We start from the raw sequence: 22,443 nt of genomic DNA, 5'->3' as shown, positions 1-22,443 counted from the left end.
TCAGTGATCCAGCGCTTGCTGCAAGGCCACCCCGGCCCCCAGCAACCCGGAAAACTCCGCTGTCACCAGCCACACCGGGACCCCGGCAAAGTAGCCACTCATGCAACCCTTGTCGGCAAAACTCGCCGCAAACCCACTGCGCAAAAACAACTCGGCAAAGCGCGGGATCACACCGCCAACAATATAAACCCCACCCCGCGCACCCAGCGTCAGCACATTGTTACCCGCCACACGCCCAAGAAACCTGCAAAATTGCTCGACCACCGCCAGCCCCTGCGGTTCACCGCCCAGCGCGGCATCGGTGACCTGCGCGGGGGTTGTGTGCCTGGGTGTGTCGCCGTCCAGCGCGCAGATTGCCTGATACAGGCGCACCAGGCCGCCACCACTGAGTACGGTTTCAGCGCTGACATGACCAATCTGGCCATGGATTTGCTGATGGATCGCCGCTTCACGGGCATTGCCAACCGGCAGGTCGACATGCCCACCCTCCCCCGGCAAGGCCTGCCAGTGCTGTTCGCCAAGGCGCAGCAGCGACCCCACGCCCAGGCCTGTGCCCGGCCCGATCACCAGCGCCGGCCGCGACGGGTCCGCCTGGCCTGGGCACACTTCGCGGAACTCGCCCTCGCGCAGGCGGGTCATGCCCAGCGCCATGGCCGTGAAATCGTTGATCAGCAACAGCCGCTCGACCTGCAAGGTCTTGCAGAAGGCCGCGCGGCTCAGGCGCCAGTGGTTGTTGGTGAAGCGAAATTCGTCGCCATCGACCGGCCCGGCCACGGCCAGGCACACCGCCGCCAGGCCGCCGCGGGCGATGCCCTGGCCTTGCAGGTAGGCTTCGATGGCCTGCTCCGGGCTGGTGTAGTCCGCCGTGGCAAACACCTTCACTTCATGCAGCTGGTTGTCACGCCACAATGCAAAACGGGCATTGGTGCCGCCGATGTCGCCAACCAGCAGGTCCTTCATTTGAGGTTCTCCAGGGCCGAGGTGAAGGCGCTTGCGCCCTGCTCTGCCGGGCTGAACGCCATGCGCATGAAGCCGAACAGCTCACGCCCGCAACCCAGGTCGTTGCCCTGAGGCGCTGGCGGCAGGTCGCGGCTGGCCAGTTCTTCGGCCGATACCATCACCCGCAACGTGCCTTCGACACCGTCGACCCGCACGATATCACCATCGCGCACCCGCGCCAGCGGGCCGCCATCATAGGCTTCGGGGCATACGTGGATCGCCGCCGGGATCTTGCCCGAGGCACCGGACATGCGCCCGTCGGTGACCAGCGCCACCTTGAAGCCACGGTCCTGCAACACACCGAGGAACGGCGTGAGCTTGTGCAGTTCTGGCATGCCGTTGCAACGCGGGCCCTGGAAACGCACCACCGCTACAAAGTCACGCTCCAGCTCACCGGCCTTGAACGCGTCGGCCAGCGACTGTTGATCGTGGAACACCCGCGCCGGCGCCTCGACCACCTGGTGCTCAGGTGCCACGGCAGACACCTTCATCACACCACGGCCCAGGTTGCCTTCCATCACCCGCAGGCCACCTTCGGCCGAGAACGGCCGCGCCACCGGGCGCAGGATGGTTTCGTCCAGGCTCTGCTGTGGCCCTTCGCGCCACACCAGCTTGCCATTGTCGAGGAACGGCTCCTGGGTGTAGCGGCGCAGGCCATGGCCGGCCACGGTGTTGACGTCCTCGTGCAGCAGCCCGGCATCGAGCAGCTCGCGGATCAGGAAGGCCATACCGCCAGCGGCCTGGAAGTGGTTGATGTCGGCCTTGCCGTTGGGGTAGACGTGCGACAGGGTCGGCACCACTTCGGAGAGATCGGCCATGTCCTGCCAGGTCAGCTGGATGCCTGCCGCCTGGGCAATCGCCGGGATGTGCAGGGTGTGGTTGGTCGAGCCGCCCGTGGCGTGCAGGGCAACGATGGAGTTGACCAGCGCCTTCTCGTCGACGATTTCGCCCAGCGGCATGAAGCTGCCGCTGGCCTTGGTCATGCGCGTGACCTGCTGCGCGGCCTCGGCGGTAAGGGCATCGCGCAGCGGCGTGTACGGGTTGACGAACGAAGCACCCGGCAGGTGCAGGCCCATCACCTCCATCACCAGCTGGTTGGTGTTGGCGGTGCCGTAGAACGTGCAGGTGCCAGGGCTGTGGTAGGAGTTCATCTCCGACTCCAGCAGCTCTTCGCGGCTGGCCTTGCCTTCGGCATAGCGCTGACGCACGTCGGCCTTCTGCTTGTTGGAGATGCCGGACACCATCGGCCCGCCAGGGACGAAGATGGTCGGCAGGTGGCCGAAGCGCAGCGCCCCCATCATCAGGCCGGGGACGATCTTGTCGCAGATGCCCAGCATGAGCGCGGCGTCGAACATGTTGTGCGACAGCGCTACCGCAGTGGACATGGCGATGACTTCGCGGCTGGCGATGGCCAGCTCCATGCCTGGCTCGCCCTGGGTCACGCCGTCGCACATGGCCGGCACGCCACCGGCAAACTGGCCGACCGAGCCAACCTCGCGCAGGGCCTGCTTGATTTGCTCAGGGAAGTGCAGGTACGGCTGGTGGGCGGACAACATGTCGTTGTAGGCCGAGACGATGGCCACGTTGGCCGCGTTCATCAGGCGCAGGGTCTGTTTGTCCTCACTGCCGCAACCGGCCACGCCGTGGGCGAAGTTCGCGCACTGCAGGCTGGCGCGCATGGGGCCTTCACTGGCCGCACCGCGAATCAGCTGCAGGTAGCGTTCGCGGGTGGCACGGCTGCGTTCGACCAGCCGTTGGGTGACCTCAAGGATGCGCGGATGCATGTACTGGACTCCAGGCTAATTGTAAGGGCGGTTTACCAGGCATTTCCCCTCCAAACGATTGCGGCCTAGGCTCAAGGTAAGGAGCCCGCTGCATCGGTGGAGGCACATCGCCCGACCACTCGTTGTATGTTTAAACAAAATACTGCCACTAAAAAGGCTTGTTTTCTATCGGCCAGTGAATAATCTTGTAATTCCAACAACAAAACCGTTTCAGTGAAGCTCCTTTTTGCCACAGGTTTCACTCGGACTGCCAGAGGTACTGCCATGACCCTACGCATCGCCATCAATGGATTCGGCCGCATCGGGCGCAACGTCCTGCGCGCACTGTATACCCAAGGCTACCGCCAGGACCTGCAGGTCGTCGCCATCAACGACCTGGGCGACAGCGCCATGAATGCCCACCTGCTCAAGTACGACAGCGTGCACGGCACCTTCGACGCCACCGTCGAGGCCGACCATGAAAGCCTCACGGTCAATGGTGACCGTATCGCGGTCAGTGCCATCCGCAACCCGGCCGAACTGCCCTGGAAGGCCGAGGCGATCGACGTGGTGTTCGAATGCACCGGGCTGTTCACCGACCGTGCCAAGGCCGCTGCACACCTGGCCGCAGGGGCTGGCAAGGTGATTGTTTCGGCGCCGGCCAAGGGTGCCGATGCCACCGTGGTGTACGGGGTCAACCATGACATCCTGCGTGCTTCGCACCAGGTCATTTCCAACGCCTCCTGCACCACAAACTGCCTGGCGCCGATTGCCCAGGTGCTGCACCGCGAGTTCGGCATCGAGCAAGGCCTGATGACCACGATTCACGCCTACACCAACGACCAGGTGCTGACCGACGTGTACCACAGCGACCCGTACCGCGCCCGCTCGGCCACCCAGTCGATGATCCCGAGCAAGACCGGCGCCGCCGAAGCCGTGGGCCTGGTACTGCCGGAGCTGGCCGGCAAGCTGACCGGCATGGCGGTGCGGGTGCCGGTGATCAACGTGTCGCTGGTGGACCTCACCGTCAACCTCAAACGCGAGGCCACGGCCGAGCAGGTCAACCAGCTGTTCCTTGAAGCCAGCAAGCATTCCAGGGTATTGGGCTACAACGCCTTGCCGTTGGTTTCCTGCGATTTCAACCACAACCCGCTGTCGTCCATTTTCGATGCCAACCATACCCGTGCCAACGGGCGCATGCTCAAGGTGCTGGCGTGGTATGACAATGAGTGGGGGTTCAGCAACCGGATGCTGGATAACTGCCTGGCGTTGTGCCGGGCCCGTTGAGCATGCCACGGCGTTTGCAGCGCCTGTTAGATCGAGCGCCGCCCGCGCGGCGCATCGCGAGCAAGCTCGCTCCTACATTTGTTTCGGGCCAGTGTCTCCTGTGGGATTTGCGCGCGAACGCCTTGGCGCATGGCTCGACATCGCGTCGTACAAACAAGGCGGTCGCGCGCGCTGGCACAGGCTTTACTGGCCCGGAACAAATGTAGGAGCGAGCTTGCTCGCGATGCGCCGCGCGGGCGGCGCTCGATCTCACAGGCGCTAAAATTGCTGCGGCAAGCACAAACATCCCGCCCACCCACTCACAATCTTTACCTTTTCCTAACACTTCCACACTTGACCTTCGGCATAGATGATAAGCATTATCATTAACCTTTCGTCGACCAGGTCCCCCCGTGAGTCAGTCCCGGTTCAACTCCGTCTTCCTCGTCCAGCGCCTTACCCTGCTGCGCACCCTGCAACGCATGGTCGGCAACCCCAGCACGGCCGAAGACCTGCTGCAGGAAACCTACCTGCGGGTGTCCCGCGCCTTGGGCGAGCGGCCCATCGAGCATATCGAGCCGTTCGTGTTCCAGACCGCGCGCAACCTGGCACTGGACCATCTGCGCGCACGCCGGGTGCAGGCACGGATGCTGGTCGACGACGTGCCCGACGAGGTTCTGCACAGTGTGGCTGCCCCCGCCACCAGCAGCGAGGACGCCGCCCATGCCGAGCAACTGCTCAAGCAACTCAGCATCAGCCTCAACCAGTTGAGCGAGCGCCAGCAGCGCATCTTCATTCTCAGCCGGCTGCATGGCGCCACCTACCTGGAAATCGCCGAACAGCTGAATGTGTCGCCCAGCACGGTGCAGAAGGAGCTGAAACTGATCATGGCGATCTGCATGGGTGTCGCCGACCGCCTCAAGTGAGCCGACCGCTGCCCGGCGGTTACGCAAAGCCCTTGCCACACCCCGCCTTAGCCTTGATCATTCGCGAAAAACCATTCAAGGATTTCCCGTGACCGACAGCCCCGCCCCTCGCCCGTCACCCGCCGGGCCCAGCGCCCGTGCTCGTGCCATGGACGAGGCGCTGGACTGGCTGGTGCGCCTGCAATGTGCCGATGCCGCAGATACCCAGGCTTTCGAAGCCTGGCTGAGCGCGGCTCCCGAAAACGCCGAGGCCTATGTCGAGGCAGAAGCGCTGTGGAACGGTGCCCCACTGCACCATGCAGCCGCGCAGATGCACCAGCAGCAGCGCCGCTCATGGCGCGGGCGCCTGCGCAGCCACTGGAAACCCCTGGCCACTGCGGCTGTGCTGCTGGTCGGGCTGTTCACCGTCGGTAACCTGCCCATGCGCCTGCAGGCTGACCACCTGACCGTGGTGGGCGAGCGCCAGCGCCTGCAGCTGGACGACGGCGCAAAAGTGCTGCTCAACACCAATTCGGCCTTTGCCAGCGACCGCCGCGACGGCCGCCAGGTCGCCCGCCTGCTGCAAGGCGAGGCCTACTTCCAGGTACCCGAGGATGCGCTGCTGCCGCTGGAGGTAGAAGCCGGGCCGTTGCGTGCCCAGGTGCGCGACACCGACTTTGCCGTGCGCTACCTGGACGGCGAGGCTCAAGTGCGGGTGCAACGCGGCGATGTCGACCTGCAGGGCGCGCGCGACCAGCGCATCCGCCTGAGTGCCGGTGACAGCATCAGCGTCGGCCCGCAGGGCTTTGGCCAACGCCAGCGCCCCGACATGCAAAAAGACCTGGCCTGGGTCGATGGCCGCCTGGTGTTCGAGAACTGCCCGTTGAGCCAAGTGCTGGCCGAGGTACGGCGCTACTACCCCGGCTGGATCATCAACCGCAATGCGCAGCTGGAAGACGTTGCCGTCACCGGCAACTACCGCCTCGACCAGCCGCTGGAAACCCTGCGCGCACTGGCCCACATCACCTCGGCACAGCTGCATGAGTACCCGGCGCTGGTCATTCTGAACTGACCCGAAAATTATTTTTACGCAATCGCGCTACCCCGCCCGTCTCGTTATAGCCAATGCAACTGATTCTTGTTTGAAAACGAGAACAGCCATCACCTATAACAGCCCGCGCGTCTGGGAGCGCTTCCGATGTCCACTGGTCCTACCCGCTCGTCCACCCTTCCCCGCCTGTCCCTGTTGACCTTGGCCCTGCTTGCCAGCGGCGCCTGCAGCCTGCCTGCAATGGCCGCAGAACCGGCCCAGGCCAGCAGCCCGCGCATGGGTGACTATCGCTTCAGCATCGGCCAGCAGCCGCTGGTGTCGGCCATCAACGCCTTCAGCCAGGTCACCGGCTGGCAGGTCGGCTTCAGCGCCGAACTGGCCGATGGCGTGGCTTCGCCGGGTGTACAAGGCTCGCTGGCACCAGAAGCAGCGCTCAAGCGCCTGCTACACGGTACTGGCCTGGGTTTCCGCAAGATCAGCAACGGCAACGTGGTACTTGAACGCCAGGCCAGCGGCAACGTGGTGGCCCTGCAGCAGGTGACCGTCAGCGCCACCCGTAGCGCCCAGGATGTCAGCCAGGTGCCGAGCACTGTCAGTGTGCAGACGCGCGAGCAACTGGACCGCCAGAACGTCAACAACATCCAGGACCTGGTGCGCTACGAGCCGGGCGTATCGGTGGCCGGTACCGGCCAGCGCAGCGGCCTCAACGGCTACAACATCCGCGGTATCGACGGCGAGCGCATCCTCACCCAGGTCGACGGCGTGTCGATCCCCGACAGCTTCTTCTACGGCCCCTACGCCCAGACCCAGCGTAACTATGTCGACCCGGAAATCGTCAAGCGCGTGGAAATCCTGCGTGGCCCGGCCTCGGTCCTGTACGGCAGCAACGCCATCGGCGGCGCGGTGAGCTACTTCACCCTCGACCCCGACGACATCATCAAGCCCGGCAAAGATGTAGGCGCCCGCCTGAAGACCGGCTACAGCTCGGCCGACGAAAGCTGGCTCACCTCCGCCACCGTCGCCGGCCGCGAGGGCGACTTCGATGGCCTGCTGCACCTGAGCCAGCGCAACGGCCACGAGACCGAAACACACGGCAGCCACAGCGGTGACGGCCTGTCGCGCACCGAAGCCAACCCGATGGACGTCCGCACCACCAACGTGCTGGCCAAGCTGGGCTGGAACTACGCCGACGACGCACGCCTGGGCGTGACCTACGAGCGCTACAAGGATGACCGCGACCAGAACATCCTCAGCGCAGTGGGTGGGCCGTTCATTCCCGGTTTTGGCGGCATGGGTTACTACAAGGCGCGTAATGGCAACGACACCATCACCCGCGAGCGTTTCGGCATCAATCACGAATTCGGCCTGGACTCGCTGGTCGCCGACCATGTGAAATGGAGCCTGAACTACCAGATCGCCAAGACCGACCAGCACACCGAGGAAGTCTACGCACCGCCTGGCCGCCAGGTTCTGCGTACCCGCGACACCACCTACAAGGACCGCCAGTGGCTGTTCGATGCCCAGCTCGACAAGGCCTTCAGCATCGGCGCCACCGACCACCTGCTGACCTACGGCACCACACTCAAGCATGAGAAGGTCACCGGATCGCGCAGTGGCACCGGCACCTGCCTGACCCTTGGCTCCGGTTGCACCGCCATCGGCGCCGACCGCCCGGCAGACGGCCAGGCGCTGGTCAGCGACTTCCCGGACCCGACCGTGAACACCTACAGCCTGTTCGTGCAGGACGAAATCCGCTGGAACAACTGGACCTTCATGCCCGGCGCACGCTACGACTACACGCGCATGGAGCCCAAGTTCACCGAAGAATTCCTGCGTGGCCTGGCATCCACCGGTACCGCCCCGACATCCCAGGACGATTCGGACAAGAAGTGGCACCGCGTCTCGCCCAAGTTCGGCCTGACCTACGCCTTCAACGACAACTACACCTGGTACGGCCAGTACGCCGAGGGCTTCCGCACGCCGACCGCCAAGGCCATGTACGGTCGCTTCGAAAACATCGAGCAAGGCTACCGTGTAGAAGGCAACCCGAACCTCGAACCGGAGAAGAGCAAAAGCTACGAAACCGGCCTGCGTGGCAACTTCGACGCCGGCAACTTCGACGTGGCGGTGTTCTACAACAAATACCGCGACTTCATCGACGAAGACGCCGTGCAAAGCGCCAACCTGGAACAAACCTTCCAGGCCAACAACATCAAGCACGCCACCATCAAGGGTGCCGAGGTCAAGGGCCGCCTGAACCTCGACCACTTCGGTGCGCCGCAAGGCCTGTATACCCAGGGCTCGATTGCCTACACCTACGGCCGCAACGACGACACCGGAGAACCGCTGAACAGCGTCAACCCGCTGAAAGGCGTGTTTGGCCTGGGTTACGAGCAACAGAACTACGGTGGCCTGCTGAGCTGGACACTGGTCAAGCGCAAGACCCGCGTCGACGACAGCACCTTCTATTCGCCTGACGGCTCGACCTCGAAGTTCCGTACACCGGGCTACGGCGTACTGGACCTGACCGGCTACTACAAGGTAACCGACGACGTCACCATCAACGCCGGCCTGTACAACCTGACCGACAAGAAATACTGGCAGTGGGATTCGGTACGCAGCTACGACGGCCAGGGTGAAGCGGCTGTGACCCAGCCAGCCAACATCGACCGCCTGACCATGCCGGGGCGCAACTTCGGTATCAATGTGGTTTGGGATATCTGATGCCTTTAGTTTTGCATCGACCGTGAGATCGAGCGCCGCCCGCGCGGCGCATCGCGAGCGAGCTCGCTCCTACATTTGTTTCGGGCCAGTTATACCTGAGGCAGTGGCGCTCGGCCCCTCGGCGTCCACCTCTGTATCGTGTTGGACCAACAAGGCGGTCGCGCGCGTCGGCGCAGGCGTTACTGGCCCGAAACAAATGTAGGAGCGAGCTCGCTCGCGATGCGCCGCGCGGGCGGCGCTCGATCTCACAGGCGCTGCAACTCTCAAGAAAAACCCAGTTTTTTTACTGTCCCGCCCCCGCTGTTTCGTCTTGTATCTAGACGCCCCTTTTTCCAAGGACTGCCCCCATGACCGAACGCCCAGCCCTGCGCTCCCAGCGCCTGAACCAGATCACCCACGCCCCGCACGCCGAACTGGATGCCCTGGTCAAATCCCACGCGCCCTTCGACAGCCGCGAAAGCTTTGCCCGCTTCGTCGTTGCCCAGTACCTGTTCCAGTCTGAATTGCAGGCCCTGTACAACGACCCGCAACTGATCGCCATCGTCCCCGACCTGGCCGAGCGCTGCCGCGCCGATCAGGCCCGCCTGGACCTCGCCGACCTCGACACCGAAGTACCGGCAGCCGTGCCGGGTGCCCTGGGCAAACCGAGCCTGGGTGAGGCAATGGGCTGGATCTTCGTCTCCGAAGGCTCCAAACTGGGCGCTGCGTTTCTGATCAAGCGTGCCGTGGCCCTGGAACTGTCCGACAGCTTCGGTGCCCGCCACCTGGGCGAACCGGCCGGTGGCCGTGCCGAAGGCTGGAAGCAGTTCACCCGCATCCTCGATGGCCTGGAATTGTCGGCCGAAGAGGAAGCCGCTGCCGAACGCGGCGCAGTTGCCGCCTTCGAACGCTTCACCGAGCTGCTCAAGCACGCCTATGCTGCAGATGCAGCGCTGGTTTGATACGCCGTAGCCGGCCACCCTTCCGGTGGCCGCACCGTTTTATGCAGTGAGACCATGACCCGACCCGCCCGCTCCAAACTCGCCCGCCTGCTGTATGGAATACTGGCTTACGTGAGCCTGGGCGTGGGCCTGGTCGCCATCGTGATTCCCGGCTTGCCGACCACCGAGTTCATCCTGCTGGCCGCCTGGGCTGCCACGCGCAGCTCACCGCGCCTTTCAGCCTGGCTGGAAAACCACCGGTTGTTCGGGCCAATCCTTTACAACTGGCGCAATGGCAAGGTGATCCAGCGCCGGGCCAAGGTAAGCGCGACTCTCAGCATGCTGCTGTGTGCTGGCCTGATGCTGACCTTTCTCGAACACCGCTGGCCGGTGTTCCTGGCCATCGCCGGCATGACCCTGGGCAACCTGTGGATCTGGTCGCGCCCGGAGCATGCCTGCCCTGCCCCGTCACAAGCTCAGCAGCCCTGAATACAAGGCGTAGGCCGCCAGCGCAGCGCCCACAAGCACGGCAGCGAAAATCAGCTTTTCCCAGGTGGTGAACAACGTTTGCCCCTGCTCATGCTTGGCCCTGGCGAACAGGATCACACCGGGTGCGTACAACAACGCAGAAAGTAGCAGGTACTTCAGCCCCCCCGCGTACAACAGCCAAACGGCATACAGCAGGGCAACCAACGCCACCAGCAGGTCCTTGCGGCGCAGGCCCGGTTGCGCGGCGTACGTTTCCCCACGCACCGCCAGCAGCACGGCATAAGCCGCCGACCACAGGTAGGGCACCAGGATCATCGAAGACGCCAGGTAGATCAGGCTGGTGTAGGTACCGGCCGAGAACAGCGTGATCAACAGGAAGCCCTGGATCATGCAGTTGGTCAGCCACAGCGCGTTGGCCGGCACATGGTTGGCGTTTTCCTTGGCCAGAAAGCGTGGCATGGTCTTGTCCCGCGCCGTGGCGTACAGAATCTCGGCGCACAGCAGCGCCCAGGACAGCAAGGCACCGAGCAAAGAGACCGCCAGCCCAAGGCTGATCAGCAACGCACCCCAAGGGCCGACAATGTGCTCCAGCACCGAGGCCAGTGAGGGGTTCTGCAGCCCGGCCAGTTCCGGCTGGGTCATCACCCCCAGCGACAACACGTTGACCAGCACCAGCAACGCCAGCACACCGAGAAAACCGATGACCGTAGCCTTACCCACGTCCGAACGGCGCTCGGCTCGCCCGGAATACACGCTGGCCCCCTCGATACCGATGAACACGAACACGGTCACCAGCATCATGTTGCGCACCTGCTCCAGCACGCTGCCGAACTGCGGGTTGCTCATGCCCCAGATATCCCGGGTGAAGATATCGGCGCGGAAGGCAAACGCGGCAATCACCACGAACATCAGCAATGGCACCACCTTGGCCACAGTGGTCACCTGGTTGATGAACGCTGCCTCCTTGATGCCGCGCAGCACCAGGAAATGCACCGCCCACAGCAGCAGCGAGGCACAGCCGATGGCGATTGGCGTGTTGCCTTCGCCAAACACCGGAAAGTAAAAGCCCAGGGTGCTGAACAGCAGTACGAAGTAACCGACGTTACCCAGCCAGGCGCTGATCCAGTAACCCCAGGCCGAGGAGAAGCCCATGTATTCACCGAAGCCCGCCTTGGCGTAGGCGTACACCCCCGAATCGAGCTCCGGCTTGCGGTTGGCCAGGGTCTGGAACACGAAGGCCAGCGCCAGCATGCCGACAGCCGTGATGCCCCAGCCGATCAAAACCGCCCCTACATCGGCGCGCGCCGCCATGTTCTGCGGCAGCGAAAAGATGCCGCCACCAATCATCGAGCCGACCACCAGCGCGATCAGCGCGCCAAGGCGCAGCTTCTGTCCCGGTTCGCTCATGAGCCTCCCTTTTTCCTGCACTGTCACGCATTTGAAACAGCGTTGCGGGCCATATAAATGCTGTTACTTATAATGAAGCATGGCCTTGAAGCTATAGCACTAATAACTGCTTTGTCTATGCACCTCTCCTGTAAAAACTAGCAGCTGCGCGGCAACTAGAAAAGAAACTGATAAAACTCGAAATTCTTGTGAAAAATTTGCGAAAGCGGCAAAAGCGGCTAGCTTCAAGCATCGCAGGCTGAACAGAGCGTTTGCTCTAGAACGACATGGAGGTGCCAGCGCGCAAGGCCTGCAGCTTAAGCTGTCGGCACTCTCCAGGAGCACCCGTGAAGGAAATTTCCTACCTTCGCGTCGCCTTAAACTGACACAAGTCAGGTTACGGCAGAGGCGTCAGATTTATGCTGATGTCAACTTTCTCCTGGCAGGAGTTGTTAAATGTCTGATTCATCCGGAAAACTAAAGCTCGGCGCGTTAGTTGCACTTGTCGTCGGTTCGATGATTGGCGGCGGGATCTTCTCGCTGCCGCAAAACATGGCCGCCAGCGCAGGGGTTGGTGCGGTGTTGATTGGCTGGGGCATCACCGCCGTCGGCATGCTGACCCTGGCCTTCGTGTTCCAGACCCTGGCCAACCGCAAGCCTGACCTGGATGGCGGGGTGTATGCCTACGCCAAGGCCGGTTTCGGCGACTACATGGGCTTTTCCTCGGCCTGGGGCTACTGGATCAGTGCCTGGCTGGGCAACGTCGGCTACTTCGTGTTGCTGTTCAGTACCTTGGGGTACTTCTTCCCGATCTTCGGTGAAGGCAACACGCCGGCCGCCATCATTGGCGCATCGATCCTGTTGTGGGCGGTGCACTTCCTGGTGCTGCGCGGCATCAAGGAAGCAGCGTTCATCAACCTGGTCACCACCGTGGCCAAAGTGGTGCCGCTGGTACTGTTCGCACTGATCTGCCTGTTCGCCTTCAGGCTCGACATCTTCACCGCCGACATCTGGGCCGTAGGCACACCAGAGCTTGGCAGCGTGATGAACCAGGTGCGCAACATGATGCTGGTCACCGTGTGGGTGTTCATCGGCATCGAGGGTGCGAGCATCTTCTCGTCCCGGGCGGAAAAACGCTCTGACGTGGGCAAGGCCACGGTCATCGGCTTCGTCACCGTGTTGCTGTTCCTGGTGCTGGTCAACGTGCTGTCGCTGGGCATCATGACCCAACCAGAGCTGGCCAAGCTGCAGAACCCGTCGATGGCGGCCGTGCTGGAACATGTCGTCGGCCACTGGGGTGCTGTGCTGATCAGCGTCGGCCTGATCATCTCGCTGCTGGGGGCCCTGCTGTCGTGGGTACTGCTGTGCGCCGAGATCATGTTCGCCGCCGCCAAGGACCACACCATGCCGGAGTTCCTGCGCCGCGAAAACGCCAACCAGGTGCCGGCCAACGCCCTGTGGCTGACCAACGCCATGGTGCAGATCTTCCTGGTGATCACGCTGTTCTCCAACAGCACCTACCTGTCGCTGATCTACCTCGCCACCTCGATGATCCTGGTGCCTTACCTGTGGTCGGCGGCCTACGCCTTCTTGCTGGCACTGCGCAGCGAAACCTACGAACAGGCCCTGGCCGAACGCAAGAAAGACCTGATCATCGGCGGTATCGCCCTGTTGTACGCCATCTGGCTGCTGTACGCCGGCGGCGTGAAATACCTGCTGCTCTCGGCCCTGCTCTACGCACCTGGCGCCATCCTGTTCGCCAAGGCCAAGCGTGAGGTAGGCCAACCTGTCTTCACCAACGTGGAAAAACTGATCTTCGCAGCCGTGGTCATCGGCGCCCTGGTGGCAGCCTTTGGCCTGTATGACGGCTTCCTGACCCTTTGACCCACGTCTTCGTTCAATTGGAGGAATGAAACCATGTCCGCTGAAAAACAGAAGTACGGTGTCCACTCCGAAGCCGGCAAACTGCGCAAAGTGATGGTTTGCGCCCCGGGCCTGGCGCACAAGCGCCTGACGCCGAGCAACTGTGATGAACTGCTGTTCGACGATGTGATCTGGGTCGACCAGGCCAAGCGTGACCATTTCGACTTCGTCACCAAGATGCGCGAGCGCGGCGTAGATGTGCTGGAAATGCACAACCTGCTGACCGACATCGTCCAGCAACCCGAAGCACTGAAGTGGATCCTCGACCGCAAGATCACCCCAGACACCGTGGGTGTGGGCCTGACCAACGAAGTGCGCAGCTGGCTCGAAGGCCTTGATCCTCGCCACCTGGCCGAATTCCTGATCGGTGGCGTGGCGGGCCAGGACCTGCCACAGAGCGAAGGCGCCGACGTGGTCAAGATGTACAACGACTACCTGGGCCATTCCAGCTTCATCCTGCCGCCACTGCCCAACACCCAGTTCACCCGCGACACCACCTGCTGGATCTACGGTGGCGTGACGCTGAACCCGATGTACTGGCCGGCGCGACGTCAGGAAACCCTGCTGACCACTGCCATCTACAAGTTCCACAAGGAGTTCACCGGCGCCGACTTCCAGGTGTGGTACGGCGACCCTGACAAAGACCACGGCAATGCCACCCTCGAAGGCGGTGACGTGATGCCGATCGGCAACGGCATCGTGCTCATCGGCATGGGCGAGCGCACCTCGCGCCAGGCCATCGGCCAGCTGGCACAGAACCTGTTCGCCAAGGGCGCCGTCAAGGAAGTGATCGTCGCCGGCCTGCCGAAGTCCCGCGCCGCCATGCACCTGGACACCGTGTTCAGCTTCTGCGACCGCGACCTGGTCACGATCTTCCCGGAAGTGGTGAAAGAGATCGTGCCGTTCATCATCCGTCCGGACGAAGGCAAGCCGTACGGCATGGACGTTCGCCGCATCAACAAGTCGTTCATCGAAGTGGTGGGCGAGCAACTGGGGGTCAAGCTGCGCGTGGTCGAGACCGGCGGCAACAGCTTCGCCGCCGAGCGCGAACAGTGGGATGACGGCAACAACGTGGTGGCCATCGAGCCGGGTGTGGTCATCGGCTACGACCGTAACACCTACACCAATACCCTGCTGCGCAAGGCCGGTATCGAGGTCATCACCATCAGCGCCGGCGAACTGGGCCGGGGCCGTGGCGGCGGCCACTGCATGACCTGCCCGATCGTGCGCGACCCTATCGATTACTAACGCCCATTACCCCCGGCCGCCCTCACAAAGCGGCGGCCGGTGCGTTCACCAAACTCAAGGAGAAAAGTCATGGCGTTCAACATTCACAACCGCAACCTGCTCAGCCTGGAACACCACACCACGCGCGAGTTGCGCTACCTGCTGGACCTGTCCCGCGACCTGAAGCGCGCCAAGTACACCGGCACCGAGCAGCAGCACCTGAAGGGCAACAACATCGCCCTGATCTTCGAAAAAACCTCCACCCGTACCCGCTGCGCGTTCGAAGTGGCGGCCTATGACCAGGGCGCCAACGTCACCTACATCGACCCCAATTCCTCGCAGATTGGCCACAAAGAGAGCATGAAAGACACCGCCCGCGTGCTCGGGCGCATGTACGATGCCATCGAGTACCGTGGTTTCAAGCAGGAAATCGTCGAAGAGCTGGCCAAGTTTGCCGGCGTGCCGGTGTTCAACGGCCTGACTGACGAATATCACCCGACGCAAATGATCGCCGACGTGCTGACCATGCGTGAGCACAGCGACAAGCCGCTGCACGACATCAGCTACGCCTACCTGGGCGATGCCCGCAACAACATGGGCAACTCACTGCTGCTGATCGGTGCCAAGCTCGGCATGGACGTGCGCATTGCCGCACCCAAAGCACTGTGGCCACATGACGACCTGGTCGAGCGCTGCAAAAAATACGCTGAGGAAAGCGGTGCCCGCATCACCCTCACCGAAGACCCGGTAGCTGCAGTCAAGGGCGTGGACTTCGTGCACACCGACGTGTGGGTATCGATGGGCGAGCCGATCGAGGCGTGGGGCGAGCGCATCAAGCAGCTCAAGCCTTATCAGGTGAATGCGCAGCTGATGAAGTCCACTGGCAACCCGCGGACCAAGTTCATGCACTGCCTGCCGGCGTTCCACAACTCTGATACCAAGGTGGGCAAGCAGATCGCCGAACAGTACCCGGACCTGGCCAACGGCATCGAGGTGACTGACGACGTGTTCGAGTCGCCGGCCTGCATCGCCTTCGAGCAGGCGGAAAACCGCATGCACACGATCAAGGCGATCCTGGTGTCGACCCTGGCTGACCTCTAAACGCTGACAGCTGCAAGCTTCGAGCTCCAAGCCACAAGAAAAAGCGGCCCATAACGCGGACCCGCCTCTTCTTGAAGCTTGCAGCTTGTAGCTTGTAGCTTCCCTAACAAGGACATTCCCCATGCGTATCGTTGTTGCATTGGGCGGCAACGCCCTGCTGCGTCGCGGCGAGCCCATGACCGCTGAGAACCAGCGCGCCAATATCCGCACCGCCACCGAACAGATCGCCAAGATCCACCCTGGCAACGAGCTGGTCATTGCCCACGGCAACGGCCCGCAGGTTGGCCTGCTGTCACTCCAGGCACTGTCCTACAAACCCGACGAGGCCTACCCGCTGGACGTGCTGGGCGCTGAAACCGAGGGCATGATCGGCTACATGATCGAGCAGGAACTGGGCAACCTGCTGGCCTTCGAAGTGCCATTCGCCACCCTGCTGACCCAGGTGGAAGTGGACGCCAATGACCCCGCCTTCAAAGACCCCACCAAGTTCATCGGCCCGGTCTACAGCAAGGACGAAGCCGAACGGCTGGCCAAGGAAAAGGGCTGGGTGGTGAAGGCCGACGGCGACAAGTACCGCCGCGTGGTGGCCAGCCCCAAACCCAAGCGCATCTTCGAAATCCGCCCGATCAAGTGGCTGCTGGAAAAGAGCAGCATCGTGATTTGCGCAGGCGGTGGTGGCATCCCCACCATGTACGATGAAAACCGCAAGCTCAAGGGCATCGAGGCGGTGATCGACAAGGACCTGTGCTCGGCTTTGCTGGCCGAGCAACTGGATGCCGACCTTCTGATAATCGCCACTGACGTCGATGCGGCGTACATTGACTGGGGCAAGCCTACGCAAAAAGCCATCGCCCAGGCACACCCTGACGAACTCGAACGGCTTGGCTTCGCTGCCGGCTCCATGGGGCCAAAGGTGCAGGCTGCCAGTGACTTCGCCCGCAATACCGGCAAAGTGGCGGTGATCAGTTCGCTCGAAAACATCGAAGACATCGTCAAAGGCACTGCCGGCACTCGGGTCTCCACCGCGAAGCCGGGGATCAGCTACCGTTGAATGCAGTGGGCGGGCGCCTGGCGCCCGCCATTTTCGACCTTCCAGAGGAGTTAGCCATGGCCCAGTACCACCCCGGTCATGTACACATCGAGCGCACTGCGCTGAACGCGGCAGACCACAGCTACGACCTGAACATCGAGTACGAGGCAGTGTCTGATCCCAAGGAAGGCAGAGGCATTCAGTTCCACATGCATGGCAGCATCGAAGGCAAAACGGTGGAAGAAAAGTTCTTCCTCGCCAAGGACCAGGTGTTGCCCAGCTTTCTCATGCAACTGAGCCGCAAGGCCCAGTCGTATCTGGCGCCGCCGAAGAAATTCGAGACCCTGAGTTCGCCGCACAAGCTCTATGACTACATGTTCGCCGACATTCGCGAAAAGCTCGATGTGAAATCGGGCGATCCGATCAAGCCTGAACATCTCGAGTGATTTCAGAATTTGTGGGGCTGCTTTGCAGCCCTTTCGCGACACAAGGCCGCTCCTACAGATACCGCGCGAAGCCTGAAACCGGCGCGCAGCCTGTAGGAGCGGCCTTGTGTCGCGAAAGGGCCGCACAGCGGCCCCGGCGATGTTAAGGCATACTACCGCCCTCCCCGGCCACCACCTTTCGCCTCCCCATGCGCATCCACGTCAGCTTCATCGACCGCGTCGGCATCACCCAGGAAGTCCTCGCCCTGCTCGGTGCCCGCAACCTCAACCTGGACGCCGTGGAGATGGTCCCGCCGAACGTCTACATCGACGCCCCCACCCTAAGCCCCGCCGTGCTTGAAGAACTGCACGACGCGCTCTTCGAGGTGCATGGCGTGCAATCGGTGGACGTGGTCGACATCCTCCCTGGCCAACGCCGCCACCTGCAACTGGATGCCCTGCTGGCCGCCATGAGCGACCCGGTGCTGGCGGTGGACAGCGCAGGGCTGGTGCTGCTGGCCAACCCGGCACTGATCGAACTGTGTGGCCGCGAATCCGCCGGGCGCTCGGTGGGCGAACTGTTTGGCGACCCGGCGCTGCTGCAAGCCCTGCTGGACAACAACTTCCACCTGCCCATGCGCGAGATGCAGCTCAACGGCCAGAGCCTGCTGCTGGACGCCATGCCGATCACCAATGCCGGCGGCCTGCTGACGCTGTACCCACCTTCACGCATGGGTGAACGCCTGTCAGCCTTGCACCACGACCACGCCGAAGGTTTCGATGCCCTGCTCGGCGAGTCACCGGCCATCCGCACCCTCAAGGCCCGCGCCCTGCGCGTGGCGGCGCTCGATGCGCCATTGCTGGTGCATGGCGAAACCGGTACCGGCAAAGAACTGGTAGCCCGCGCCTGCCATGCCATCAGCAGCCGCCACGCAGCACCGTTCCTGGCCCTTAACTGTGCCGCGCTGCCCGAGAGCCTGGCCGAAAGCGAGCTGTTCGGTTACGCCCCTGGCGCCTTCACCGGCGCGCAACGGGGCGGCAAGCCCGGGCTGATGGAGCTGGCCAACCAGGGCACGGTGTTCCTCGATGAAATTGGCGAAATGTCGCCTTACCTGCAGGCCAAACTGCTGCGCTTTCTCAGTGACGGCAGCTTCCGCCGGGTGGGCGGTGACCGCGAAGTGAAGGTGGATGTGCGCATCATCAGCGCCACCCACCGCGACCTGGAACGCATGGTTGCCGACGGCAGCTTCCGCGAAGACCTGTTCTACCGCCTGAACGTGCTCAACCTGCAGGTACCGCCACTGCGCGACCGGGGCCAGGATATCCTGATGCTGGCGCACTTCTTCATGCAGCAAGCCTGCACGCAGATCCAGCGCCCGCCCTGCCGATTGACGCCAGCCACCCATTCGGCGCTGCTGGCCAACCCTTGGCCGGGCAATGTACGCCAACTGCAGAACGTGATTTTCCGCGCAGCGGCTATCTGTGAGGGCAACCTGGTGGACATCGGCGACCTGGACATCGCCGGTACTTCGGTGGCGCGTGGGCTGGATGGCGACGTCGCCAGCCTGGAGCAGGCCGTGGGTGACTTCGAGCGTGAGCTGTTGCAGCGGTTGTATGCCAGCTATCCGTCGACGCGGCAGTTGGCCGGGCGTTTGCAAACTTCGCATACCGCTATTGCCCAGCGACTGCGTAAATATGGAATACCCGGGAAACCCTGACACTTTTCGTCAAAACTTACCGTTGATTCAGATTTTTCCTAGCCGCTCAGCCGCAATTGACTGGAGTGCTCGCCGTAGAATGGTGACATTGTAATTTTGCATGTCACCCTGAGCGAAGAGTACCCTGATGTTTGAACTCGATTTTTACGGGACGCTTGTAGCCGCCTCCTTGGTACTGTTACTGGGGCGCGGTCTGGTCGCACGTATTGGCTTTCTGCGCGCTTACAATATTCCAGAGCCTGTTGCAGGTGGTTTGGTCGTTGCGCTGTCACTCTTGGCATTGCGCAGTTTCGATGTACAAGTCCAGTTTGATACCTCGTTGCAAGCACCGTTGATGCTGGCATTCTTCGCCACCATCGGTTTGAGTGCAGACTTTGCCAGCCTGAAGAAGGGCGGACGCGTGGTTGGCGTGTTCCTGCTGGTGGTGACGGGCTTGCTGCTGGTTCAGAACGCCATGGGTATCGGGCTGGCAACAGCATTGGGGCTCGACCCACTGATGGGCCTGCTGGCCGGTTCGATCACCTTGTCGGGTGGCCACGGCACTGGCGCTGCCTGGAGCGCGACCTTCACTGAAAAGTTTGGGTTGGCTTCGGCCTCGGAACTTGCACTGGCCTCTGCCACGTTCGGCCTGGTGTTGGGCGGTTTGATTGGTGGCCCGGTCGCCCGGTTGCTGATCAAGCGTGTCAAAACACCGGGTGTGGAAGAAGAAGTGCCGCAGTTACCCAAGGGCTTTGAGCAGCCGAACAAAGAGCGGTTGATTACATCGTTTTCTTTTATCGAAACCTTAGCACTTATTGCCGTCAGCTTACTGGCCGGCACATTACTTAACAGCCTGTTGAAAGGTACGGCATTCGAACTGCCGACATTCGTTTGCGTACTGTTCGTGGGCGTATTGCTGCGCAACGGCCTTTCGGCGTTCGGTTTTTATCATGTCTTCGAACGGGAAGTCTCGGTACTGGGCAACGTCAGTCTGTCGCTGTTCCTGGCGATTGCCTTGATGTCACTCAAACTGTGGGACCTGGCAGCACTGGCCTTGCCGTTCTTCATACTGCTGGCTGCACAGACATTGGTCATGGCACTGTTTGCGATCTTCGTGACATTCCGGGTCATGGGCCGCAACTATGATGCGGCGGTGCTGGCGGCGGGGCACTGTGGCTTCGGCCTGGGTGCAACACCCACGGCGATTGCCAACATGCAAGCGGTGACCCAACGTTACGGCGCCTCGCACATCGCCTTCCTGGTGGTGCCGATGGTGGGTGCGTTCTTCATCGACATCATCAACGTGATCGTGATCAAACTGTACCTGGCATTGCCATTTATCACTGGCTAAACCCACCGGCCGGTCCCGGGCATGGTTAGCCCGGGACCGGTGCATGCCTGGGTTCAGGGACGAACCGCAGTCACTTCGATCTCGACACGCCAGGCAGGGTCGGCCAGGCCGGCAATCTGGAACGCCGAGCGTGCAGGAAGGACTGGCTGCTTGGCGGCTGGCCCGAAGAATTGGGTATAACCGGCCATGAAACCGTCGAAGTCCATTTTCCCGCCGTTCTCCGGGCCGCCCACCAGGAACACCTGCATCTTCACCACATCGGCAAGACCAAGGCCCAGTTCTTTCAGCTGCTGCTGGATGTTTCCAAGCACATTGATGGTTTGTGCCTTGGTATCACCGTATGCTTCCAGCGAACCCTTGGGTGCGTCAGGGTGAATAACCGACGGGACAGAACCACTCAGGTAGACAACCGTCTTCCCGGCAGGCACCTCTACAGCCGACGAGATAGGGAAACTCCCTGCGCCATGGCGCACGATTTCTTGTGCATGAACGCTCCCGGCACCCGCGAGTGCCACGGCCATTGCTGCGGTCGTTAAAGCCACTTTCATACTGTTCTCCTGATGATTGCCAAAAATGTGCACGCATCGTTGCTGCGCGCACGGGTCATTCCATTGCGCCTGGTGTGCTTAGAACCGATACAGGCTGAAGGGTTTGGGGTCCAGCACCGGCGCCTTTCCAAGCAGCAAGTCCGCCGACAGTTCGGACGACACCGGGCTTTCGGTCATCCCCCAACCGGTTGCGGTGTTGAGGACCAGCCCCGGGTATTCATTGACCTGCGAAATGATGGGGTTTTCGTCGGGTGCGATAGCCATGGCACCGCTCCACTGATCGATCAGCTTCGCATCGCTGAACGCGGGGAACTCGACCTTGAGTTTTTCCAGTGAGGCATTCAGTTCCGGCAGGTCCGGCGCTGCGGTCATCAGCCGGTTTTTCTCGAACGGCGAAACCTCGTCCAGCTTCCAGTGCGTTGGCTGAATGAACGAATCGATCAGTTGCTTGTTGAGTGAGATGTGCACCGGGAAGTCGGGGATGGCCAGCAGTGGCAGGTACTTATAGCCATACATGAACGACTCTTTGACCACCGGGGCAACCACGACGCGTGGCGAGGTGGCGTATGTGCCGTCAGCCTGCTCGCGGAAGTAGATATTCCCCGGCAGTGCAACGTTGCCCCCGGGTGCACGGGGTGCCGCGCTGATGATTTGCTGGGACTGGTAGGCGGGCAAGGTAGGCACATCGACGCCCAGGTTCTGCATGAACAACCGGGACCATGCACCGCCCGCCACGATCACGCGAGACGCCCTGATGGCGCCCTTTTCCGTCACCACGTCGGAGATGGCGCCTGCGTGGGTTTCCAGGCCCCTGGCGGCGCAGTGGGTGTAGATCCGCACCCCCACTTTCTTGGCATACTCGGCCATGACGAACGATGCACGCTCGGCATCCAGGCTACCGGAGTCTTCCTCGAAACCTGCGACCGTCCAGCGTGAGGATGCACCGCGCAGGCGCTGTTCAAGTTCACTGCCTTGAATGATTCGCGTCTTGAAAGGAATGTCCGCGCCGACTTCCCGAGTTTTGACATCGATCCACTTTCTGACGCCTTCCAGGTCTTCTTCATCGAAAGGTACTTCGACCCGACCTTGTGTGCGGTAACTTGTATCCGCCCCCACTTTGGCATTCATCTCTCGCCAACGTTGCTTGGCAAGATGGTGCAACTGGAATGTCGCATCAGGCATCTTGTAGGTCATGACCTGGCCATAGAACCTGCAAGACTGTTCGCCGGCAATTTCACCTTTTTCAACGACAACGACCGAGAGGCCGCACTCGACAAGGTTGATTGCGGTCATGAGCCCCAGAATACCAGCGCCAACAACCACTACGTCTGACTGCTTGGGAAGCGCCCCCTCGGTGCCTGCGACATAACCAAACCGCGGTTTGCCGGGAATCAATCGGCCTTCCCGGGTCAACAACGGGGTCAGAACCCCTGCTCCACCTGCGATCGCCACGACGCCGCCGCCAATCAAAAATTTACGCCTCGTCATTCCCATGACACTTTCCCTTCCTGATATTCGGTGCTGGTTGCATGAGCCCTGGCAGCAAGGCACATGCTTGGCCGACAGCCGCCTTGGCCAACGCTGCGGTCTTAGCGCCCAACTGACGGTTTAATTTAAAGGGTGGCCATTCTGGTGACG

18 protein-coding genes are annotated in these 22,443 nt (G+C 62.1%); 13 read left to right on the top strand and 5 right to left on the bottom strand.

Annotated features, from left to right (window positions below):
* Together QQ992_RS05340 and edd are read right to left on the bottom strand one after the other, a co-directional pair.
* A complete protein-coding gene (locus QQ992_RS05340) occupies positions 1-960 on the bottom strand; it encodes a glucokinase (RefSeq protein ID WP_286112498.1) in 960 nt (319 codons plus the stop codon).
* On the bottom strand, positions 957-2,783 hold the full coding sequence (gene edd, locus QQ992_RS05335) for a phosphogluconate dehydratase (RefSeq protein WP_016713092.1): 1,827 nt from the start codon (positions 2,781-2,783) through the stop codon (positions 957-959). Before edd ends, QQ992_RS05340 begins: the two co-directional genes overlap by 4 nt.
* A gap of 264 nt (positions 2,784-3,047) precedes the next feature.
* Between edd and gap the strand changes: the two genes are divergently transcribed.
* The 6 genes from gap to QQ992_RS05305 all read left to right on the top strand — a co-directional run bounded on the left by gap (position 3,048) and on the right by QQ992_RS05305 (position 10,117).
* Positions 3,048-4,049: a type I glyceraldehyde-3-phosphate dehydrogenase gene (gap, locus tag QQ992_RS05330; protein WP_016713093.1), complete on the top strand. Its 1,002-nt coding sequence runs from the start codon at positions 3,048-3,050 to the stop codon at positions 4,047-4,049.
* A gap of 392 nt (positions 4,050-4,441) precedes the next feature.
* Positions 4,442-4,954, top strand: coding sequence for an RNA polymerase sigma factor (locus tag QQ992_RS05325; RefSeq protein ID WP_105946900.1), 513 nt, complete (start codon positions 4,442-4,444; stop codon positions 4,952-4,954).
* Between the two features lie 88 nt (positions 4,955-5,042).
* Complete coding sequence (locus QQ992_RS05320; protein ID WP_286112494.1) at positions 5,043-6,005, top strand: FecR family protein; 963 nt, start codon at positions 5,043-5,045, stop codon at positions 6,003-6,005.
* A 126-nt stretch (positions 6,006-6,131) separates the two neighbouring features.
* The gene (locus tag QQ992_RS05315; RefSeq protein ID WP_286112493.1) at positions 6,132-8,708 is read left to right on the top strand and encodes a TonB-dependent receptor; all 2,577 of its coding nucleotides are present in this window, start codon (positions 6,132-6,134) and stop codon (positions 8,706-8,708) included.
* Between the two features lie 347 nt (positions 8,709-9,055).
* Positions 9,056-9,649: a biliverdin-producing heme oxygenase gene (locus tag QQ992_RS05310; protein ID WP_105946903.1), complete on the top strand. Its 594-nt coding sequence runs from the start codon at positions 9,056-9,058 to the stop codon at positions 9,647-9,649.
* A gap of 54 nt (positions 9,650-9,703) precedes the next feature.
* A complete protein-coding gene (locus QQ992_RS05305) occupies positions 9,704-10,117 on the top strand; it encodes a YbaN family protein (protein WP_105946904.1) in 414 nt (137 codons plus the stop codon).
* Here QQ992_RS05305 and arcD (QQ992_RS05300) read toward each other — a convergent pair.
* Positions 10,097-11,524: an arginine-ornithine antiporter gene (arcD, locus tag QQ992_RS05300; RefSeq protein ID WP_286112491.1), complete on the bottom strand. Its 1,428-nt coding sequence runs from the start codon at positions 11,522-11,524 to the stop codon at positions 10,097-10,099. The two genes, QQ992_RS05305 and arcD (QQ992_RS05300), sit on opposite strands and share 21 nt — an antisense overlap.
* A 435-nt stretch (positions 11,525-11,959) precedes the next feature.
* Here arcD (QQ992_RS05300) and arcD (QQ992_RS05295) point away from each other — a divergent pair, with 435 nt between their 5' ends.
* From arcD (QQ992_RS05295) to gltS, 7 genes are all read left to right on the top strand, one after another.
* The gene (arcD, locus tag QQ992_RS05295) at positions 11,960-13,387 is read left to right on the top strand and encodes an arginine-ornithine antiporter (protein WP_105946906.1); all 1,428 of its coding nucleotides are present in this window, start codon (positions 11,960-11,962) and stop codon (positions 13,385-13,387) included.
* 33 nt (positions 13,388-13,420) lie between these two features.
* Complete coding sequence (gene arcA / locus QQ992_RS05290; protein WP_286112490.1) at positions 13,421-14,674, top strand: arginine deiminase; 1,254 nt, start codon at positions 13,421-13,423, stop codon at positions 14,672-14,674.
* A 69-nt stretch (positions 14,675-14,743) separates the two neighbouring features.
* Positions 14,744-15,754 (top strand): ornithine carbamoyltransferase, encoded by a 1,011-nt coding sequence (locus QQ992_RS05285; RefSeq protein WP_286112489.1) that lies wholly within the window; start codon positions 14,744-14,746, stop codon positions 15,752-15,754.
* Between the two features lie 121 nt (positions 15,755-15,875).
* Entirely contained in the window at positions 15,876-16,805 is a 930-nt protein-coding gene (gene arcC, locus QQ992_RS05280) for a carbamate kinase (protein WP_016713103.1), read from the top strand.
* Between the two features lie 56 nt (positions 16,806-16,861).
* Positions 16,862-17,230, top strand: coding sequence for a DUF5064 family protein (locus QQ992_RS05275; protein ID WP_105946908.1), 369 nt, complete (start codon positions 16,862-16,864; stop codon positions 17,228-17,230).
* 188 nt (positions 17,231-17,418) lie between these two features.
* The gene (gene gcsR / locus QQ992_RS05270; protein WP_286112487.1) at positions 17,419-18,927 is read left to right on the top strand and encodes a transcriptional regulator GcsR; all 1,509 of its coding nucleotides are present in this window, start codon (positions 17,419-17,421) and stop codon (positions 18,925-18,927) included.
* Positions 18,928-19,054: 127 nt separating this feature from the next.
* The gene (gene gltS / locus QQ992_RS05265) at positions 19,055-20,257 is read left to right on the top strand and encodes a sodium/glutamate symporter (protein ID WP_198750486.1); all 1,203 of its coding nucleotides are present in this window, start codon (positions 19,055-19,057) and stop codon (positions 20,255-20,257) included.
* A gap of 53 nt (positions 20,258-20,310) precedes the next feature.
* On the opposite strand, the gene QQ992_RS05260 is transcribed toward gltS, so the two are convergent.
* Together QQ992_RS05260 and QQ992_RS05255 are read right to left on the bottom strand one after the other, a co-directional pair.
* Positions 20,311-20,805, bottom strand: a complete 495-nt coding sequence (locus QQ992_RS05260; protein WP_060497447.1) for a RidA family protein — start codon at positions 20,803-20,805, stop codon at positions 20,311-20,313.
* A 78-nt stretch (positions 20,806-20,883) separates the two neighbouring features.
* Positions 20,884-22,299, bottom strand: coding sequence for an NAD(P)/FAD-dependent oxidoreductase (locus QQ992_RS05255; protein ID WP_286112486.1), 1,416 nt, complete (start codon positions 22,297-22,299; stop codon positions 20,884-20,886).
* Positions 22,300-22,443 lie beyond the last annotated feature (144 nt).

The sequence above is a fragment of the Pseudomonas kurunegalensis genome (assembly GCF_030291635.1).
GTDB classification, from domain to species: Bacteria; Pseudomonadota; Gammaproteobacteria; order Pseudomonadales; family Pseudomonadaceae; genus Aquipseudomonas; species Aquipseudomonas monteilii.
This window is presented reverse-complemented; position numbering and strand designations above follow the sequence as displayed.

Bases quoted from the DNA above. Each gene is read 5' to 3' on its own strand.
- QQ992_RS05340 (WP_286112498.1), bottom strand. From the start codon at position 960: ATGAAGGACCTGCTGGTTGGCGACATCGGCGGCACCAATGCCCGTTTT.
- edd (WP_016713092.1), bottom strand. From the start codon at position 2,783: ATGCATCCGCGCATCCTTGAGGTCACCCAACGGCTGGTCGAACGCAGC.
- gap (WP_016713093.1), top strand. From the start codon at position 3,048: ATGACCCTACGCATCGCCATCAATGGATTCGGCCGCATCGGGCGCAAC.
- QQ992_RS05315 (WP_286112493.1), top strand. From the start codon at position 6,132: ATGTCCACTGGTCCTACCCGCTCGTCCACCCTTCCCCGCCTGTCCCTG.
- QQ992_RS05310 (WP_105946903.1), top strand. From the start codon at position 9,056: ATGACCGAACGCCCAGCCCTGCGCTCCCAGCGCCTGAACCAGATCACC.
- QQ992_RS05305 (WP_105946904.1), top strand. From the start codon at position 9,704: ATGACCCGACCCGCCCGCTCCAAACTCGCCCGCCTGCTGTATGGAATA.
- arcD (WP_286112491.1), bottom strand. From the start codon at position 11,524: ATGAGCGAACCGGGACAGAAGCTGCGCCTTGGCGCGCTGATCGCGCTG.
- arcD (WP_105946906.1), top strand. From the start codon at position 11,960: ATGTCTGATTCATCCGGAAAACTAAAGCTCGGCGCGTTAGTTGCACTT.
- arcA (WP_286112490.1), top strand. From the start codon at position 13,421: ATGTCCGCTGAAAAACAGAAGTACGGTGTCCACTCCGAAGCCGGCAAA.
- QQ992_RS05285 (WP_286112489.1), top strand. From the start codon at position 14,744: ATGGCGTTCAACATTCACAACCGCAACCTGCTCAGCCTGGAACACCAC.
- arcC (WP_016713103.1), top strand. From the start codon at position 15,876: ATGCGTATCGTTGTTGCATTGGGCGGCAACGCCCTGCTGCGTCGCGGC.
- QQ992_RS05275 (WP_105946908.1), top strand. From the start codon at position 16,862: ATGGCCCAGTACCACCCCGGTCATGTACACATCGAGCGCACTGCGCTG.
- gcsR (WP_286112487.1), top strand. From the start codon at position 17,419: ATGCGCATCCACGTCAGCTTCATCGACCGCGTCGGCATCACCCAGGAA.
- gltS (WP_198750486.1), top strand. From the start codon at position 19,055: ATGTTTGAACTCGATTTTTACGGGACGCTTGTAGCCGCCTCCTTGGTA.
- QQ992_RS05260 (WP_060497447.1), bottom strand. From the start codon at position 20,805: ATGAAAGTGGCTTTAACGACCGCAGCAATGGCCGTGGCACTCGCGGGT.
- QQ992_RS05255 (WP_286112486.1), bottom strand. From the start codon at position 22,299: ATGGGAATGACGAGGCGTAAATTTTTGATTGGCGGCGGCGTCGTGGCG.